This is a genomic window from Stenotrophomonas sp. STEN014 (assembly GCF_056760315.1).
Genome location: NZ_JBRREN010000001.1, coordinates 511,708 through 527,856 on the forward strand (window position 1 = coordinate 511,708; position 16,149 = coordinate 527,856).

Here is a 16,149-nt window from a genome sequence, read left to right on the forward strand (position 1 = left end):
ACCTCCATGCGCTGGTACGGAAAACTGCTTGGTTTCATCGCCGGGGCCCTGCTTTTCAGGCCCAATCCCCTGTTTGGTGCGGTGATCGGCCTGCTGCTGGGCCATGCCTTCGACAGTGACTGGTTCCGCCTGGGCAAAGATCTGCCGTACCGCGAGTTGGGGGTCACCCGCGACGCCACCGATGCCGAGATCGACCTGGCCTACCGTCGCCTGATGTCCCAGTACCACCCCGACAAAGTGGCCGGCGCCGCGCCCGAACTGCGCGCCCAGGCCGAAAAGAAGGCCCGGCAGATCAACGCCGCCTACGACCGCATCAAAACCCTGCGCAAGCGCTGAAAGGCTCCCGTCATGTCCAACTGCATCATCGCCCCGTCCATCCTCTCGGCCAATTTCGCCAAGCTCGGCGAGGAGGTCGACAACGTGCTGGCCGCTGGCGCCGACTGGGTCCATTTCGACGTGATGGACAACCACTACGTGCCCAACCTGACCATCGGCCCGATGGTCTGCCAGGCGCTGCGCAAGCACGGCGTGACCGCGCCGATCGACGTGCACCTGATGGTCGAGCCGGTGGACCGCATCGTGCCGGACTTCGCCGAGGCCGGCGCCAGCCTCATCAGCTTCCACCCGGAAGCCAGCCGCCACGTCCACCGCACCATCCAGCTGATCAAGTCGCACGGCTGCAAGGCCGGCCTGGTGCTGAATCCCGCCACCCCGGTCGAAGTGCTGGACTGGGTGCTGGAAGACCTGGACCTGGTGCTGCTGATGTCGGTCAATCCGGGCTTCGGTGGCCAGGCCTTCATCCCCTCCACGCTGGACAAGCTGCGCGCGGTGCGTGCGATGATCGACAAGCTCGGCAAGCCGGTGATCCTGGAGGTCGACGGCGGGGTGAAAGCCGACAACATCGGCGAGATCGCCGCCGCCGGTGCCGATGCCTTCGTCGCCGGTTCGGCCATCTTCAATGCGCCGGACTATGCCGGGGTGATCGCGAAGATGCGCGGCAACGTCGCTGCGGCGCGGGGCTGAGTGGTGGACGCGGCAGAAGTACGCATCCGCCCGGCATTGGCCGATGACGCAGGCCTGATCCTGCACTTCATCCGCGAACTGGCCATCTACGAGAAGGCCGAATCCTCGGTGCAGACCGACGAGGCCGGCATCCGTGACAGCCTGTTCGGTCCGGATGCCAAGGCGCAGGCGCTGATCTGCGAGCGCGACGGCAAGGCGATTGGTTACGCCGTGTTCTTCTACAACTACTCGACCTGGCTGGGCCGCACCGGCATCTACCTGGAAGACCTGTACGTCAGCCCCGAGGCGCGCGGCAGCGGCGCGGGCAAGGCCCTGCTGCAGCACATCGCCAGGCTGGCGGTAGCGCAGGGCTGCGGTCGTTTCGAATGGTCGGTGCTGGACTGGAACACGCCGGCTATCGATTTCTACAAAGCCGCCGGAGCGGTGGCGCAGGACGAATGGACGGTGTACCGCCTGCAAGGCGAAGCGCTGCAGAAGTTCGCCGCAGGCGAATGACCGGCTGTTTGCAGGAGCGGCGTACGCCGCGAAGCACGGACGAAATCAGCTCGACAAGAGCTCATCCCCTTTGCCGGGCAACAGACAGGGCTCGGCTCTGCAGGTAAAGCAAAAAAAGGCCGCAGCGTTGCCGCTGCGGCTGGGGAATAGTGCGGAGGCTGATCCTGCCTCCATCCGTCGTCCTTGCTATGGACTTCCATACTCCCGGTCCTCGATGACGGAACGGTGACATTCACCCGCCCGCAGTGACGCGCTTGCTAGGCTGCGCGCGTTTCCGGAGAACAGCATGCAGGCAAGTCCGTGGTTTTTGATCCTCAATGGCAAGTCCGCCAACGATGAGGCGGTGCGCGAGGCTGTTGCGCAGCTGCGGCGACAGGGCCGCATGCTCGCGGTCCGGGTGACCTGGGAAGCCGGTGATGCCGGGCGTCATGTGCGTGAAGCCATCGCGGCCAATGCCGCGGTGATCGTGGCCGGCGGTGGCGATGGCACCTTGAGCGAAGTGGCCGAGGCCATGGCGCAGAGCACGCTGGATGCGGCGCAGCTGCCGGCGCTGGGATTGCTGCCGCTGGGTACCGCCAACGACTTCGCGGCCGCCTCCGGCATCGCGCTGGAACCGTTGGCCGCGCTGACGCTGATTGGCGCCACGGCGGCGCGGCCGATCGATCTGCTGCAGATCGACGGTGACGGGCGAAGCCATTGGTGCGCGAATCTGGCCAGCGGCGGTTTCGGTACCGACGTCACCGTGGAAACCCGCGAAGGATTGAAGAAAATGCTGGGCGGGCTGGCGTACGTGGTCACCGGTATTTCGCGGGTGGGCCGGATCGAGCCGATCCGGGCGCGGATCCATGGCGGAGACTTCGCATGGGAGGGAGATTTCATCGCACTGGGTATCGGCAATGGCCGTCAGGCCGGCGGCGGCCAGGTGCTGTGCCCGGATGCGCTGCTCGATGATGGTCTGCTGGATCTGACTGTCGTGCCCGAGCTTTCCGGTGAGGTCCTGTCCACCTTGGGCACTTTGTTCAGCGACGGCAAGCACGCGGCACTGGAGCAGGTCGCGGTACGCGCCCGCCTGCATCAGCTGTGGATCGATGCCATGCAGCCGATGACACTGAATCTGGATGGGGAGCCGCTGCAGGCGCGCCGCTTCCATGTGCGCTGTGTGCCCGGCCGGGTACGCATGCATCTGCCTGCGGACACCGCCCTGCTCAGCCGCTGAACCGTTGCTGCTGCAAGCAATTGCCGATGTTGCAGATGCACACCACACCGCGATCTTGCGGTAGAGTTGCCCGGTGCCCATTCTGACGACCAAGCGTTCCCTTTCTTCCGCTCGCCGCTGGTGGCGATGGTGGCCCGTTGCCGTCGTCCGTCCCGCCACCGTCGTTTCCCGGAAGGAAAGCCGTCTTGATCACGCAAGAGCAGTTCCAGCAACTGGCCGCTGAAGGCCGCAGCGCACACCCGCACAATTTCGTCCCCGTCGTCCGTGAAGTGCTGTCCGACCTGGACACGCCGCTCTCGGTTTACCTGAAGCTCGCCGACGGCCCGTATACCTACCTGTTTGAATCCGTCGAAGGCGGCGAACGCTTCGGGCGCTATTCCATCATCGGCCTGCCTGCACGCCGCACGTACAGCTTCCGCGGGCATACGCTGGAAGTCAGCGAGCTGGGCGAGGTGGTCGAGCGCCGCGACGTGGCCGACCCGTTGGCCGAGGTGGAAGTGCTGCGCAAGCAGTACTCGGTGCCGCAGCTGGAGGGCCTGCCGGGCTTCACCGGCGGCCTGGTCGGCTGGTTCGGCTTCGAGTGCATCCAGTACATCGAGCCGCACCTGGGCGCGGGCGAAAAGCCCGACGAACTCGGTACGCCCGACATCCTGCTGATGCTGTCCGAAGAGCTGGCGGTGTTCGACAACCTCAAGGGCCGCCTGTACCTGATCGTGCATGCCGACCCGGCGCAGCCGCAGGCCTGGGCACGCGCGAACCGTCGTCTCGATGAGCTGGCGCACCGCCTGCGCCAGGGCGGCGCCGGTTACCCGCAGTCGCAGGTGTCCGACGCCATCGACGAGCAGGACTTCCAGTCCTCGTTCACCCGCGAGGAATACCACGCGGTGGTGCGCAAGGCGCAGGACTACGTGCGCGCCGGTGACATCTTCCAGGTGGTGCCCAGCCAGCGCCTGCGCGTGCCGTTCCGTGCACGGCCGATCGACGTGTACCGCGCGCTGCGTGCGCTGAATCCCTCGCCATACATGTATTTCATCGATGTCGGTGGCACCCAGGTAGTGGGTTCCTCGCCGGAAATCCTGGCGCGCCTGCGCGATGGCATCGTCACCGTGCGTCCGATCGCCGGCACCCGTCCGCGCGGCGCCACGCCCGAGTTGGACAAGGCGCTGGAAGTCGAATTGCTGGCCGATCCCAAGGAGCGTGCCGAGCACGTGATGCTGATCGATCTGGGCCGCAATGATGTCGGCCGCGTCGCCGAGCCGGGCACGGTGAAAGTGGGCGAGCAGTTCGTGATCGAGCGCTACAGCCACGTCATGCACATCGTCAGTGAAGTGACCGGCACGTTGAAGGCCGGCCTGAGCTATAGCGATGTAATGCGCGCGACCTTCCCGGCCGGCACGGTGAGCGGCGCGCCAAAAATCCGTGCGCTGGAGATCATCCGCGAGCTGGAGCCGGTCAAGCGCAACGTCTATTCCGGCGCGGTCGGCTACATCGGCTGGAACGGCGATGCCGATACCGCCATCGCCATCCGCACCGCGGTGATCCAGGACGGTTACCTGTACGTGCAGGCCGGCGGCGGCGTGGTCTACGACTCCGACCCCGATGCCGAGTGGCAGGAAACCATGAACAAGGGCCGCGCGCTGTTCCGCGCGGTGGCGCAGGCGGCGAAGGGCTTGTGAGCGTGCATTGTTTGCGCATCGTGGTGCGCAGGGGAATGGGGAAATCGGGATGAAGAGCAGATTCGTGTTGTCGTTGTTGCTGGCCTTGGCGCCGGTGCTGTCGTTCGCACAAGCCAATTCGATTCCGTCGCAGCCCCATCTGCTGGTGAAGGGGCAGGCCGCGCGCACGGTGGTGCCGGATCACTTCACCGTCGAGTTCCTGGTGCAAGCCACGGACATGGCGCCGGAACAGGCGCGGTCGAGGGTCGAGCGGAACGTGGCGGCGGTACTGGCCGCGTTGAAGAAACACCGCGCGCTGGCGGAAAACACCTACGCCTCCTCCCTGTCGATTTCCGCCGAGAACGCGTACGAGAACGGCAAGCAGGTGTTCAAGGGAACCAAGGTTGTCCGTCGCGTCCGTGGCAGCTTCGATGATCTGGAGAAGCTGCGCGCATTGCTGGCCGACGTGGATGCCGGGCCGGAATTGCAGATCACCTCGTTGCGCTCCGGTTACGCGAAGGCCAGCACGTTGCGCGCTGAACTCAAGGCGCAAGCCGCCCGCCAGTCGCGCCATTCCGCCGAAGGGTTGGCAGCGGCCTACGGCACGCGCATCACCGGCCTGTACACCATCTCCGACGTTGCTCCGAGTTTTGCCTACGGCGTGCAGGCCGGTACGTGGCAGTCGGCGAGCGAAGATGCCGGGGACGACGCCATCCCGCCGCCGTCTCCGCCGGCTCCCCCTGCGCCTGCGGCAATGGAGGTATCCGGCTCCCGCCTTGCGCCCGAGAGTCTGGAAACCGGGACGATCACCTTCACCGAAAACGTCTACGCGATCTTCCTGATCGCTCAATGAGTGCCATTCCATGCTGTTGATGATCGACAACTACGACAGCTTCACCTTCAACCTCGTGCAGTACCTGCAGATGCTGGGTACCGAGGTGAAGGTGGTGCGCAACGATGCGATGAGCGTCGAGCAGATCGCCGCGCTCCAGCCTTCGCATATCGTGGTATCGCCCGGCCCGAAAACGCCGAACGAGGCCGGTGTGTCGCTGGAGGTGATCCGCCAGCTGGGTCCCCGCATCCCGGTGTTCGGCGTATGCCTGGGCCACCAGAGCATCGGCCAGGTCTATGGCGGTGACGTGATTCGCGCCGGCAACATCATGCATGGCAAGACCTCGCCGATCCGCCATGAAGGCAAGGGCGTGTTTGCCGGCCTGCCGGACCGCTATGAGGCCACCCGCTACCACTCGCTGGTGGTGGACAAGAACACGCTGCCGGCCGCGCTGGAGATCACCGCCTGGACCGAGAACCCGGACGGGTCGATGGAAGAAATCATGGGCCTGCGCCACCGCGAGTATCCGGTCGAAGGGGTGCAGTTCCATCCCGAATCGATCCTCACCCAGCATGGCCACGCGCTGATGAAGAACTTCCTGGGCCGTACATGCTGATTGCACGGACGAGGCTGCTTCAGGCCGATGAGGCCGGTTCGATTCGAGCGCTGACGGAACGCCGGTGTCATGGGTGATATCGAACTGCGCCTGTTCGTGGTGATGCTCGGCGGCCGCCATGCGCGTGCCAATACCGAGGTGCACGACGTGGTTTTCGCCGTTGGCCGGGATATCAGGCAGACCTGGCCGCAGCTGCGCGAGCAGTGGTTCGGCGAGGCCGCCGGCCTGCATCTGGATTCATGGATGACGGTCGATGGGGTCGAGGACTGGCAGGTGCGCCTGTCGCAGGACCCGCCTGCCGCGGACGCGCCGACGCTGTTCTTCGTCAACCTCGGCGGTTATGTCGAAGGTGCATTCGGCGAAGACCACCGGTATCTGCTGGTGGTCGCCGCCGACGCGGCCGAGGCCAAGCGCAAGGCGCTGGCGCAGGCCCAGGCGCAGTGGATCAAGCCACACCGCGATGCGCTGCTGGATGTAGACCGCTGCCTGCCGGTGGGGCCGATCGGTGGCCTGCATGTGCAGCTTCGGCGTGGCGCACACGCCGGCATCCGCAGCCAAAGCGACTACATCGTTATTTCCTGATTTCTGGAGTTGTCATGACCATCACCGCGCAGGAAGCCCTGCAACGCACCATCGAACACCGCGAGATCTTCTTCGACGAGATGGTCGACCTGATGCGCCAGATCATGCGCGGTGAAGTCTCGCCGACCATGACCGCGGCCATCCTCACCGGCTTGCGGGTCAAGAAGGAAACCGTCGGCGAGATCGCCGGCGCGGCCACGGTGATGCGCGAGTTCGCGCTGCCGGTGGCGGTGGAAGACAAGACGCATCTGGTCGATATCGTCGGTACCGGCGGCGATGGCTCGCACACGTTCAACATCTCGACCTGCTCGATGTTCGTGGTGGCCGCGGCTGGTGCCAAGGTGGCCAAGCATGGCAACCGCAGCGTCTCTTCCAAATCCGGCAGCGCCGACGCGGTGGAAGCGCTGGGCGCGGTGATCGAGCTGCAGCCCGGGCAGGTGGCTCGCGCCATTGAACAGACCGGCATCGGCTTCATGTTCGCGCCGATGCACCATCCGGCCATGAAGGTGGTGGCGCCGGTGCGCCGCGAGATGGGCGTGCGCACCATTTTCAACATCCTCGGCCCGCTGACCAACCCTGTCGGTGCCACCAATATCCTGATGGGCGTGTTCCACCCGGACCTGGTCGGCATACAGGCGCGCGTGCTGCGCGAGCTGGGCGCCGAGCGCGCGCTGGTGGTGTGGGGCCGCGACAACATGGACGAGATCTCGCTGGGCGCCGGCACCCTGGTGGGCGAGCTGCGTGACGGCAAGGTGCGCGAGTACGAGATTCATCCGGAGGACTTCGGTATCGCCATGTCGGCCAGCCGCAACCTCAAGGTCGAGAATCCCGGGCAATCCATCGCCATGCTGCGTGGCGTGCTCGACAACGAGCCGGGCCCGGCCAACGACATCGTCGCGCTCAATGCCGGCGCGGCGCTGTATGTGGCCGGTGTGGCCGACAGCATCGCCGATGGTCTGGTCCGCGCCCGTGCGGTCATCGCCGATGGCAGCGCCCGTGCGCGCATGCAGCAGTACGTGGCCGTCAGCCGTATGCTGGCCGGCCACAGTTGAACGCTTCTCCGCTTCCCGCGTCCGCAGCGCCCGCCTTTCAGGAAACAGATCCATGAGTGACATCCTCAACACCATCCTCGCCCGCAAGATGCAGGAGGTGGCCGAGCGCAGCGCCCGCGTGCCGCTGGCCGAGCTGAGGGCGCGCGTGGCCGAGGCGCCGCCGGTCCGCGGTTTCGCCAATGCGCTCAACGCGGCGATCGCCAATGGCGATCCGGCGGTGATTGCCGAGGTCAAGAAGGCCAGTCCGTCCAAGGGTGTGATCCGCCCGGACTTCCATCCGGCCGATATCGCGGTGAGCTACGAGCTGGGTGGCGCCAGCTGCCTGTCGGTGCTGACCGACGTGGATTTCTTCCAGGGCGCGGACGCCTACCTGCAGCAGGCGCGGGAGGCCTGCACCCTGCCGGTGCTGCGCAAGGACTTCGTCATCGACCCCTACCAGGTCTATGAGGCGCGCGTGCTGGGCGCGGACTGCATCCTGCTGATCGTCTCGGCGCTGGATGACCGCCAATTGGCCGAGCTGTCCGGGTTGGCGATGCAGCTGGGCATGGACGTGCTGGTGGAAGTGCACGACATCGACGAGCTGGAGCGTGCGATCCAGGTGCCGGTGCCGCTGATCGGCATCAACAACCGCAACCTGCGCACATTCGAGGTGTCGCTGCAGAACACGCTGGACATGAAGGATGCGGTGCCGCGTGACCGCCTGCTGATCACCGAGAGCGGCATTCTCGGCCCGGCCGATGTCCAGCTGATGCGTGAGGCAGGCGTCAACGCCTTCCTCGTCGGCGAAGCCTTCATGCGTGTGGAAGAGCCGGGCGAGGGCCTGCGTCAGCTATTCTTCCCGGCATGACCGATTCATACCCCTTGCCTCCGGACGATGCGCAACTGGTCGTCTTCGACTTCGATCACACCCTCTACGACGGCGATTCCGGCAGCCATCTGTTCGCCTGGCTGATCAGGCGCAATCCGCTGCGACTGCTCGCGGCGGTGCTGGCCACGCCGGTACTGGGGCCGCTGGTGGCGATGCTGCCGACGCGGCGCATCGGCATTTCCGGCTATGTCTGGATTGCCACGTTCGGTCTGCATCAGGCGCGCGAGTTCAACAAGGTCATCGACCGGTACGTGCTCACGCACGAGACGCAGATTCGCCAGAAGCTGCTGCCGCATGCGCTGGAGGTGTTTGCCGCGCATCGCCGCGCCGGCGACCGCGTGGTGGTGGCCACCGGCGCGCCGCCGGAGCTGGCCCGCGCCATCCTCACCTTCGTCGCCCACCAGGGTGTGCCGGTGATCGGCAGTGAAGTGGGGCCGCGGCTGGGCGCGATGGGCGCCACCCGGCACTGCCACAACGAGGAAAAGATGCGGATGCTGCGCGAGCGGGGCTACGGCGACATCGCCATCGCCTATTCGGACAGCACCGCCGACCTGCCGCTGCTCAAAGCGGCCAGGGCGCCGGTGGTGGTCAATCCCAAGCATTCGCGCGTGGCCTACTTCGGCAAGGTGCTGCCGGTGGGAACGCCAATCCTGAACTGGGGTTGTGCCGGTCGCGGCGGTGATCCGCTGCCCTGAGCCGGCTCAGGCGCCGCGCAGCTTGAGCAGCGCGGTGCCGATCTGGAACAGGCTGATCGACAGCACCAGCAGGCCCACGGCAACCAGCACCCAGCGCTCCCGGACCCGCTTGACCAGCAGCGCGGCCACCGGTGCGGCCATCATGCCGCCCACCAGCAGCCCGGCGACAATGGACAGGTGCTGCAACCCCATCGACAGCAGGAAGGTGGCCGAGATCGACAGGGTGACGAGGAATTCGGCCGCGCTGACCGTACCGATGGTGGTGCGGGCCTGAGCGCCGCGCGCAAGCAGGGTCGAGGTCGCCACAGGTCCCCAGCCGCCGCCACCGCTGGCATCGAGCAGGCCGGCGAAGAAGCCCAGCAGGGGTACCCGCTTTATCTCCCGGCGCGGCGCGAAGCGGCCGGCGGCGCGGGCGAGGATGAACACCGCCAGGGTCAGCAGATACAGATAAATGAACGGACGGATGGCCTCGCCCGGCAGCCGCGTCAGCCCATAGGCGCCCAGCGCGCCGCCGATCGCGCCGGGCACGGCCAGGCGCAGGAACAGGCGTCGGTCGACATTGCCGGCCACCAGGTGCGAGACGCCCGAGGCGCCGGTGGTGAACACCTCGGCGGTGTGGATGCTGGCACTCACCGCGGCAGGCGGCAGGCCCATGCTGAGCAGCACGGAGGAGGAGATCAGGCCGAAGGCCATACCCAGTGCGCCGTCCACCAGCTGCGCACCGAGCCCGATCAGGATGAACCAGTAGAACTCGCTGCCAAATTCCATATCGCCAGCCTGCGGGCAGAGCCCGGAGCGGTCAAGGAAAGCTCCATCGGCAACGTTTCTCCGGCATCTGCGGTGGCAGGCTATGGGGAAGTCGGGCGGACAGGGGCGGGTATTCCCGCCGCTGTTCATGCAGATCATCCGGGCCGCCGGGCAGCGGTGTCGCGCAGACAAAAGCCCCCGGTCGAAAGGGGGCTTTTTTGATGGATGCCGCGATCATCGCGCTGATCGCACAGGCGCTGGCGCGATGGTTGAAGGCGTGTCAGCGGGTTCCGTACAGCACCACGGTCTTGCCGCGGGCGTGAAGGATGCCGTCCACCTGCAGCTTCTTCAGCACGCGGCCGGCCATTTCACGCGAACACCCCACCAGCCGGGCGATCTCCTGCCGCGACACGCGCAACTGGGTGCCTTGTGGATGACTCATCGACTCCGGCTCCTTGGCCAGATCGTGCAGGGTGCGGATGATGCGGTCAGTCACGTCCAGGAACGCCAGGCGGCTGGCTTTGCGGCTGGTGTGCAGCAGGCGCCGGGAGATCTGCGAGCCGATGGCATACAGCAGTTTCGGGGCGTCGGTGGACAGCGGCCCCAGGAACAGCTGGTGCAGGCGTTCATAGCTGATTTCAGCCAGTTCACACGGGGTGCGGGTGCGCAGGATGACCTCGCGCTTGTCCGATTCGATGAACAGACCCATCTCGCCAACAAACTCGCCGGCGCCGAAATAGCCCAGCACCAGTTCACGGTCGTCGTCTTCCTCGGCAATGATGCTGACCGAGCCGCTGATCACGTAATACAGGGTGCCGGCCGGGTCGCCAGGGCGGAACACATCGGTCCGGGTAGGGTAGCGGCGCCGGTGGCTGTGGGCCAGAAAGCGTTCGATGGTGGCTATATCCAGAGCCAGTGGGCTGGAGGCGAGGCGCGCGTTGGACACGGTGGTGGCGTTCCCTTGGCTCATGATGGCGTTCACATGACGAATGAACATGCTTAACGGACAAGCTTAGCGGCGCTGACCCCACCGGGCAAACCGGGGTAATGTGGGTACGTATCGCAGGGGGGGACTTTGCCCCATAATCGCCACCTTTCCCACCATCTACAGGATCGACCGCCGTGGTCAAGCCGTTGCCTCGCCTGAGGTTGCAAGGATTCAACAACCTCACCAAGGCCTTGAGCTTCAACATTTATGACGTCTGTTATGCGCGTACCGAAGAGGAGCGCCAGCGTTATATCGAGTACATCGACGAGGAATACAACGCCGATCGACTCACGCAGATCCTCACCGATGTCGCTGAGATCATCGGTGCGAACATCTTGAATATTGCGCGCCAGGACTACGACCCGCAGGGGGCGTCGGTCACGATCCTGATCTCCGAAGAACCGGTGATCGACAAGAAGGCCGCCGGCAAGGAGTTGATCTCCGATGCAGTCGTCGCGCACATGGACAAGTCGCACATCACCGTTCACACCTACCCGGAAACCCATCCGCAGGAAGGTATCGCCACGTTCCGCGCCGACATCGATGTGGCCACCTGCGGCGTGATCTCGCCGCTGAAGGCCTTGAACTATCTGATCGAGAGCCTGGAATCGGACATCGTGATCATGGATTACCGTGTTCGCGGTTTCACCCGTGACGTGAAGGGCAAGAAGCACTATATCGACCACAAGATCAACTCGATCCAGAACTTCCTGGCCAAGAACATCAAGTCGCGTTACGAGATGTTCGACGTCAACGTCTATCAGGAAAACATCTTCCACACCAAGATGCACCTGAAGGACTTCGACTTGGACCAGTACCTGTTCGAAGAGAAGGCCAAGAACCTCTCGTTCAAGGAGCGCATGAAGATCGAGGCGCTGCTGCGTCGTGAGATCGAGGAGCTTTTCCACGGCCGCAACCTGGCCGAGTGAGTCTCAACACGGCGGCGGGCGTGCCCGCTGCCGTGACAACTGGCGGGACGGCCCGCCCTGCAGTGGATGCAGACGATTGCCGACGGCGGCCCGGTGCAGACATCGGGCCGCCGTTTTTTTTTGATTTGTGGAGGAGTTGCGTGATGCCCTGGATCTATCTGCTGCTGGCCGGCGTATTCGAGATCGGGTTTGCCCTGGGCCTGAAGTACAGCGAAGGCTTCACCCGTCTGTGGCCAAGCGTTCTGACGGTGGTGCTTGCCGCGATCAGCCTGTGGTTGCTGACCCAGGCGCTGCGTACCATCCCGGTGGGTACCGGCTATGCGGTATGGACCGGAGTCGGCGCGGTTGGCGTGGCGGTGGCCGGGGTGCTGCTGTTCGGCGACGATGCATCGTGGTCGCGGCTGCTGTGCATCGGCTTGATTGTCAGCGGTGTGGTCGGCTTGAAGCTGGTCTCGTAAGCCGATGCCCCCGTTTGGGCTGCCGGCGCTCCTGGAGGCCCGATGTGCGCCGGAAGGCCGGATGCGTTAGTCGCCGCTCGGTGCGGTGCCGGGTAGTCGGCGTCTCCGGATGCCGTGGCCCGCACATTTTCCGGAGTGGTTCCAGACGCGTGGATGCTTCGCTCAGAGCCGGTAAGCCACGGCCTTCATCGCCTTGGATGCCAGTGCCATTGCCGACGGGATCGGAAACGGTAGTTTGCGTGCGCCGGCATGTTCGGCGTGCTCGGCGTGGCGGGCCTCGTCGAGCTTCATCACCTGCAGGATGGCGCGGCTGCGCTGGTCGGCCGGCGGCAGGGTCTGCAGATGCTCATCCAGATGGGCCTCCACCTGGCGCTCGGTCTCCACCACGAAGCCCAGGTTCCAGCCATCGCCGCGCAGGCCGGCGAGGGTGCCGATGGTGTAGCTGCCGGCGTACCACAGCGGGTTGAACAGGCTGGGGCGGCTGCCCAGCTCGTGCAGGCGGTCGGCGCACCAGCTCAGGTGGTCGGTTTCTTCCTGTGCCGCTGCGAGCAGATGGTCGCGCGTGGCGGGGTCGCGGGCAACCGCGGCCTGCCCGAAATACAGGCCCTGCGCGCAGACTTCGCCGACATGGTTGATGCGCATCAGTCCGGCCGCATGCCGGACTTGGTCCGGGTCCAGTGCCGCCTCGGGTGTGTCGCCGGCGGGATTGGGCCGGATAGCCATTGGACTCCCGAACACCGTGTCCAGCGCACGCTGTGCTTCGGTCAACAGGTGATCCAGGGGTGTCTGTATACGTGCGGTGGGCATGGGGCTGCAGGCGGGTAAGCGGATGCCCGATTCTCGCCGCTGGGTCAGGGTATGCCAAGGCGGAGGCATGTGCCCGGTTGCCAGGTTGCGCAGTCCCGTTGCGGCTGGTAGAATCCCGCCTCTTGCGTTTCACCTTCACAACGCGTGGCAGAGTTCCGGTGGTCCAACGCCGCAATGAGCCCGACCTAACAGAGTTCTTTATGAGCACTTTCACTGCAAAGAACGAGACCGTCCAGCGCGACTGGTACCTCGTTGATGCCGACGGCAAGACCCTTGGTCGTCTGGCTTCCGAACTGGCCCGCCGTCTGCGCGGCAAGCACAAGCCGGTTTACACCCCCCACGTTGATACCGGCGACTACCTGGTCGTCATCAATGCAGAAAAGATTGCCGTCACCGGCAACAAGCTGCAGGACAAGATGTATCACCGTTTCACCGGTTACATCGGCAACCTGAAGAGCGAGAATCTGGCTCAGGCGCTTGAGCGTCATCCGGAGCGCGTGCTCGAGACCGCGGTCAAGGGCATGCTGCCGAAGGGCCCGCTGGGTCGCCAGATGTACCGCAAGCTCAAGGTCTACGCCGGCACTGAGCATCCGCACGCCGCACAGCAGCCGCAGGTTCTGGATATCTAATCATGGCTATCACTCAAAACTACGGCACTGGCCGCCGCAAGTCCTCCACCGCTCGCGTGTTCCTGCGCAAGGGTTCGGGCAACATCACCGTCAATGGTCGTCCGCTGGACGAGTTCTTCGGTCGTGAGACCGCGCGCATGATCGTGCGCCAGCCGCTTGAGCTGACCAAGAACACTGAAAGCTTCGACATCCTGGTCACCGCCGCTGGCGGCGGCACCACCGGTCAGGCTGGTGCGATCCGTCTGGGCATTGCCCGTGCACTGGTCGAGTACGACGAAACCCTGAAGTCCGAGCTGCGCAAGGCTGGCTTCATGACCCGTGACGCCCGTGAAGTCGAGCGTAAGAAGGTCGGTCTGCACAAGGCCCGTCGCGCCACCCAGTTCTCCAAGCGCTGATTTCCAGTGCTCTGGATCGGGCGACTCCGGTTGCCCGACTGGTTGCGAAACAAAAGCCCGGCTCGTCCGGGCTTTTGTTGTTTCTGGCATCGGTGCAGTGTGGGTGCGCGGGTGGGGGTCGGGCATAGAAAAAGGCCAGATCATTCGATCTGGCCTTTTTGGTATCTGGCAGCCCCGGAAGGATTCGAACCTCCGAATGCCTGAGTCAGAGTCAGGTGCCTTACCGCTTGGCGACGGGGCTAAGTGCGGACTGGATTATCGCATGCCATGCGTGTGGAAGCCAGATTCCGCATGTTTTGACTGGCATTGATCAATAGAAAAAGGCCAGATCATTCGATCTGGCCTTTTGGTATCTGGCAGCCCCGGAAGGATTCGAACCTCCGAATGCCTGAGTCAGAGTCAGGTGCCTTACCGCTTGGCGACGGGGCTGTGGTTGCGAGAGTTGCCTCTCTGTTCCCTGTGGTGGCTATGGGTGGACTCGAACCACCGACCCCAGCATTATGAGTGCTGTGCTCTAACCGGCTGAGCTACATAGCCTCAGGGAGCCCGCAATTATTCTTGGACGGCCGGACTATGTCAACAGGTTTTTTCCGTGCTTGTGGCCTGAGGGCGGCCATGGCAGAGTCGCTGCAGTAGATTTTTCAGGAGTCCGCATCGTGATCGATCCGGACGGCTATCGACCGAACGTCGGCATTGTGCTGATGCGTGAGGATGGGCAGGTGTTCTGGGCACGCCGCGTGCGCCGGGATGGCTGGCAGTTCCCGCAAGGTGGAATGAACACCGACGAGACACCGGTCGAGGCCATGTATCGCGAGTTACAGGAAGAAACCGGTCTGTTGCCTGAGCACGTCGAAGTGCTGGGGGCCACGCCTGGCTGGTTGCGCTACCGGCTGCCCGCCAGGGCCATCCGCCATAACGAGCGCCAGGTCTGCGTCGGCCAGAAGCAGGTCTGGTTCCTGCTGCGTCTGACCGGCGATGAAGCGCATGTGCGCCTGGACCTGACCGAGACCCCGGAATTCGACCATTGGCGCTGGGTGGACTTCTGGTACCCAGTCGAGCATGTGGTGATGTTCAAGCGGGGTGTCTATGCGCGTGCGCTGCGGCATCTGGCGCCGCTGGCGCAGGGGGTGGCGGGGGGCGGTATTCAGGCGATGCCGCGATCCGCACAGGAGGCGTGGTTGCCGGGCAGCAGTGCCGGGCATGAGCGGCCACGCAAGCGAACGCGCCGGACCGGGCCCTGGCCGCGGCGACGGCTCCACGAGGATTAGGGGCGGTTCACCTTCGGAATTGACAACTATTCGCGTTTGCGTTTGAATCTCGATCAGCCGCTTCCGGCTACTCAAGGCCCACGCATCATGTACGTCTGCATCTGCACCGGAGTTACCGATCACCAGATCCGCGAAGCCGCCCTGGCGGGTTGCGAAACGGTGGCAGAGCTGACGATGCGTACCGGGTGCGGGTCCAATTGCGGCTCTTGTCTGGAGATGGCCGCGGGCCTGCTGGAACAGGCCCGCAACACCCGGGCCCTGCCGCTCCCCGTCCTGTGGATGGCCCGCGCCGCGTAAGTCCCAGCGGGACTTCCCCGAGGTGAGCCCGCGCTGGGGCTAATGATCACGATTCGCGTTCCTTCATGCGGCATCCGCAAGCGTTACAGTGCCTGCGTTCAACTGCGGGAGCGAGTGCAATGAAGGGCGACGCCAAGGTCATCGAATTCCTCAACAAGGTCCTCTACAACGAGTTGACCGCCATCAACCAGTACTTCCTGCACGCCAAGATGCTGAAGAACTGGGGGCTGAAGGAACTGGCCGAACACGAATACAAGGAATCGATCGACGAGATGAAGCATGCCGACGTGCTGTCTGATCGCATCCTGTTCCTTGAAGGACTGCCGAACTTCCAGGCGCTGGGCAAGCTGCGCATCGGTGAAAATCCCACCGAGATCCTCAAGTGCGATCTGGCGCTGGAGATCGAAGCGGTGACGGTATTGCGCGATGCGGTGGCCTACGCCGAGTCCATCGGTGACTACGTCAGCCGCGAGTTGTTTGTGAAGATCCTCGATTCCGAGGAAGAGCACATCGACTGGCTGGAAACCCAGCTGGATCTGATCGCGCGCATCGGCGAGCCGAATTATCTGCTGACCAAGCTGGACGACTGATCCGGCT

General features: G+C 64.6%; 21 protein-coding genes and 3 tRNA genes. 18 read left to right on the top strand and 6 right to left on the bottom strand.

What is annotated here, in order from left to right:
- Positions 1 to 6 precede the first annotated feature (6 nt).
- The 11 genes from ACVOMC_RS02140 (at position 7) to ACVOMC_RS02190 (ending at position 9,034) form a co-directional block, all read left to right on the top strand.
- A complete protein-coding gene (locus ACVOMC_RS02140; RefSeq protein WP_054658250.1) occupies positions 7 to 336 on the top strand; it encodes a J domain-containing protein in 330 nt (109 codons plus the stop codon).
- A 12-nt stretch (positions 337 to 348) separates the two neighbouring features.
- On the top strand, positions 349 to 1,023 hold the full coding sequence (gene rpe / locus ACVOMC_RS02145; RefSeq protein ID WP_054658252.1) for a ribulose-phosphate 3-epimerase: 675 nt from the start codon (positions 349 to 351) through the stop codon (positions 1,021 to 1,023).
- Positions 1,024 to 1,026: 3 nt separating this feature from the next.
- The gene (locus tag ACVOMC_RS02150; RefSeq protein ID WP_481522662.1) at positions 1,027 to 1,518 is read left to right on the top strand and encodes an N-acetyltransferase family protein; all 492 of its coding nucleotides are present in this window, start codon (positions 1,027 to 1,029) and stop codon (positions 1,516 to 1,518) included.
- 286 nt (positions 1,519 to 1,804) lie between these two features.
- A complete protein-coding gene (gene yegS / locus ACVOMC_RS02155) occupies positions 1,805 to 2,734 on the top strand; it encodes a lipid kinase YegS (RefSeq protein ID WP_481522663.1) in 930 nt (309 codons plus the stop codon).
- A gap of 185 nt (positions 2,735 to 2,919) precedes the next feature.
- Complete coding sequence (trpE, locus tag ACVOMC_RS02160) at positions 2,920 to 4,410, top strand: anthranilate synthase component I (protein ID WP_054658256.1); 1,491 nt, start codon at positions 2,920 to 2,922, stop codon at positions 4,408 to 4,410.
- 49 nt (positions 4,411 to 4,459) lie between these two features.
- Positions 4,460 to 5,242, top strand: a complete 783-nt coding sequence (locus tag ACVOMC_RS02165; RefSeq protein ID WP_481522720.1) for an SIMPL domain-containing protein — start codon at positions 4,460 to 4,462, stop codon at positions 5,240 to 5,242.
- A gap of 10 nt (positions 5,243 to 5,252) precedes the next feature.
- Positions 5,253 to 5,837 (top strand): anthranilate synthase component II, encoded by a 585-nt coding sequence (locus tag ACVOMC_RS02170; protein WP_481522664.1) that lies wholly within the window; start codon positions 5,253 to 5,255, stop codon positions 5,835 to 5,837.
- A gap of 69 nt (positions 5,838 to 5,906) precedes the next feature.
- On the top strand, positions 5,907 to 6,419 hold the full coding sequence (locus ACVOMC_RS02175; RefSeq protein ID WP_481522665.1) for a DUF1543 domain-containing protein: 513 nt from the start codon (positions 5,907 to 5,909) through the stop codon (positions 6,417 to 6,419).
- A gap of 14 nt (positions 6,420 to 6,433) precedes the next feature.
- Positions 6,434 to 7,471, top strand: a complete 1,038-nt coding sequence (trpD, locus tag ACVOMC_RS02180) for an anthranilate phosphoribosyltransferase (RefSeq protein ID WP_481522666.1) — start codon at positions 6,434 to 6,436, stop codon at positions 7,469 to 7,471.
- 52 nt (positions 7,472 to 7,523) lie between these two features.
- A complete protein-coding gene (gene trpC / locus ACVOMC_RS02185; protein ID WP_481522667.1) occupies positions 7,524 to 8,318 on the top strand; it encodes an indole-3-glycerol phosphate synthase TrpC in 795 nt (264 codons plus the stop codon).
- The gene (locus ACVOMC_RS02190; RefSeq protein WP_481522668.1) at positions 8,315 to 9,034 is read left to right on the top strand and encodes a haloacid dehalogenase-like hydrolase; all 720 of its coding nucleotides are present in this window, start codon (positions 8,315 to 8,317) and stop codon (positions 9,032 to 9,034) included. The genes trpC and ACVOMC_RS02190 overlap by 4 nt, the downstream gene beginning before the upstream one ends.
- Positions 9,035 to 9,040: 6 nt before the next feature.
- Here the strand turns inward: ACVOMC_RS02190 and ACVOMC_RS02195 are convergent, their stop codons facing one another.
- A complete protein-coding gene (locus ACVOMC_RS02195) occupies positions 9,041 to 9,802 on the bottom strand; it encodes a sulfite exporter TauE/SafE family protein (protein WP_057506053.1) in 762 nt (253 codons plus the stop codon).
- A 259-nt stretch (positions 9,803 to 10,061) separates the two neighbouring features.
- Positions 10,062 to 10,751, bottom strand: a complete 690-nt coding sequence (gene crp, locus ACVOMC_RS02200) for a cAMP-activated global transcriptional regulator CRP (protein ID WP_054659443.1) — start codon at positions 10,749 to 10,751, stop codon at positions 10,062 to 10,064.
- Positions 10,752 to 10,903: 152 nt separating this feature from the next.
- On the opposite strand from crp, the gene speD reads away from it, so the two are divergent.
- Together speD and ACVOMC_RS02210 are read left to right on the top strand one after the other, a co-directional pair.
- Entirely contained in the window at positions 10,904 to 11,698 is a 795-nt protein-coding gene (gene speD, locus ACVOMC_RS02205; RefSeq protein WP_057506052.1) for an adenosylmethionine decarboxylase, read from the top strand.
- 143 nt (positions 11,699 to 11,841) lie between these two features.
- On the top strand, positions 11,842 to 12,156 hold the full coding sequence (locus tag ACVOMC_RS02210; RefSeq protein WP_481522669.1) for a DMT family transporter: 315 nt from the start codon (positions 11,842 to 11,844) through the stop codon (positions 12,154 to 12,156).
- 162 nt (positions 12,157 to 12,318) lie between these two features.
- Here the strand turns inward: ACVOMC_RS02210 and coq7 are convergent, their stop codons facing one another.
- Entirely contained in the window at positions 12,319 to 12,963 is a 645-nt protein-coding gene (coq7, locus tag ACVOMC_RS02215) for a 2-polyprenyl-3-methyl-6-methoxy-1,4-benzoquinone monooxygenase (protein WP_481522670.1), read from the bottom strand.
- A 200-nt stretch (positions 12,964 to 13,163) separates the two neighbouring features.
- On the opposite strand from coq7, the gene rplM reads away from it, so the two are divergent.
- Positions 13,164 to 13,592: a 50S ribosomal protein L13 gene (rplM, locus tag ACVOMC_RS02220; protein WP_054659439.1), complete on the top strand. Its 429-nt coding sequence runs from the start codon at positions 13,164 to 13,166 to the stop codon at positions 13,590 to 13,592.
- Between the two features lie 2 nt (positions 13,593 to 13,594).
- Positions 13,595 to 13,987: a 30S ribosomal protein S9 gene (gene rpsI, locus ACVOMC_RS02225; protein ID WP_005411311.1), complete on the top strand. Its 393-nt coding sequence runs from the start codon at positions 13,595 to 13,597 to the stop codon at positions 13,985 to 13,987.
- Between the two features lie 166 nt (positions 13,988 to 14,153).
- Here the strand turns inward: rpsI and ACVOMC_RS02230 are convergent.
- From ACVOMC_RS02230 to ACVOMC_RS02240, 3 genes are all read right to left on the bottom strand, one after another.
- Positions 14,154 to 14,228 (bottom strand) — tRNA-Gln (locus ACVOMC_RS02230).
- Positions 14,229 to 14,341: 113 nt separating this feature from the next.
- A tRNA-Gln gene (locus tag ACVOMC_RS02235) sits at positions 14,342 to 14,416 on the bottom strand.
- A gap of 31 nt (positions 14,417 to 14,447) precedes the next feature.
- Positions 14,448 to 14,524, bottom strand: a tRNA-Met gene (locus ACVOMC_RS02240).
- Between the two features lie 119 nt (positions 14,525 to 14,643).
- On the opposite strand from ACVOMC_RS02240, the gene ACVOMC_RS02245 reads away from it, so the two are divergent.
- The 3 genes from ACVOMC_RS02245 (at position 14,644) to bfr (ending at position 16,142) form a co-directional block, all read left to right on the top strand.
- Positions 14,644 to 15,255 carry an RNA pyrophosphohydrolase gene (locus tag ACVOMC_RS02245; RefSeq protein ID WP_481522671.1) on the top strand — a complete coding sequence of 204 codons (612 nt, stop codon included), beginning with the start codon at positions 14,644 to 14,646 and terminating at the stop codon, positions 15,253 to 15,255.
- 87 nt (positions 15,256 to 15,342) lie between these two features.
- Positions 15,343 to 15,552, top strand: a complete 210-nt coding sequence (locus tag ACVOMC_RS02250; RefSeq protein WP_481522672.1) for a (2Fe-2S)-binding protein — start codon at positions 15,343 to 15,345, stop codon at positions 15,550 to 15,552.
- A gap of 119 nt (positions 15,553 to 15,671) precedes the next feature.
- Positions 15,672 to 16,142 (top strand): bacterioferritin, encoded by a 471-nt coding sequence (gene bfr, locus ACVOMC_RS02255; protein WP_054659448.1) that lies wholly within the window; start codon positions 15,672 to 15,674, stop codon positions 16,140 to 16,142.
- The last annotated feature ends 7 nt before the right edge of the window (positions 16,143 to 16,149 follow it).

Bases quoted from the DNA above. Each gene is read 5' to 3' on its own strand.
- ACVOMC_RS02140 (WP_054658250.1), top strand. From the start codon at position 7: ATGCGCTGGTACGGAAAACTGCTTGGTTTCATCGCCGGGGCCCTGCTT.
- rpe (WP_054658252.1), top strand. From the start codon at position 349: ATGTCCAACTGCATCATCGCCCCGTCCATCCTCTCGGCCAATTTCGCC.
- yegS (WP_481522663.1), top strand. From the start codon at position 1,805: ATGCAGGCAAGTCCGTGGTTTTTGATCCTCAATGGCAAGTCCGCCAAC.
- ACVOMC_RS02165 (WP_481522720.1), top strand. From the start codon at position 4,460: ATGAAGAGCAGATTCGTGTTGTCGTTGTTGCTGGCCTTGGCGCCGGTG.
- ACVOMC_RS02170 (WP_481522664.1), top strand. From the start codon at position 5,253: ATGCTGTTGATGATCGACAACTACGACAGCTTCACCTTCAACCTCGTG.
- ACVOMC_RS02175 (WP_481522665.1), top strand. From the start codon at position 5,907: ATGGGTGATATCGAACTGCGCCTGTTCGTGGTGATGCTCGGCGGCCGC.
- trpD (WP_481522666.1), top strand. From the start codon at position 6,434: ATGACCATCACCGCGCAGGAAGCCCTGCAACGCACCATCGAACACCGC.
- trpC (WP_481522667.1), top strand. From the start codon at position 7,524: ATGAGTGACATCCTCAACACCATCCTCGCCCGCAAGATGCAGGAGGTG.
- ACVOMC_RS02190 (WP_481522668.1), top strand. From the start codon at position 8,315: ATGACCGATTCATACCCCTTGCCTCCGGACGATGCGCAACTGGTCGTC.
- ACVOMC_RS02195 (WP_057506053.1), bottom strand. From the start codon at position 9,802: ATGGAATTTGGCAGCGAGTTCTACTGGTTCATCCTGATCGGGCTCGGT.
- crp (WP_054659443.1), bottom strand. From the start codon at position 10,751: ATGAGCCAAGGGAACGCCACCACCGTGTCCAACGCGCGCCTCGCCTCC.
- ACVOMC_RS02210 (WP_481522669.1), top strand. From the start codon at position 11,842: ATGCCCTGGATCTATCTGCTGCTGGCCGGCGTATTCGAGATCGGGTTT.
- coq7 (WP_481522670.1), bottom strand. From the start codon at position 12,963: ATGCCCACCGCACGTATACAGACACCCCTGGATCACCTGTTGACCGAA.
- rplM (WP_054659439.1), top strand. From the start codon at position 13,164: ATGAGCACTTTCACTGCAAAGAACGAGACCGTCCAGCGCGACTGGTAC.
- rpsI (WP_005411311.1), top strand. From the start codon at position 13,595: ATGGCTATCACTCAAAACTACGGCACTGGCCGCCGCAAGTCCTCCACC.
- ACVOMC_RS02250 (WP_481522672.1), top strand. From the start codon at position 15,343: ATGTACGTCTGCATCTGCACCGGAGTTACCGATCACCAGATCCGCGAA.
- bfr (WP_054659448.1), top strand. From the start codon at position 15,672: ATGAAGGGCGACGCCAAGGTCATCGAATTCCTCAACAAGGTCCTCTAC.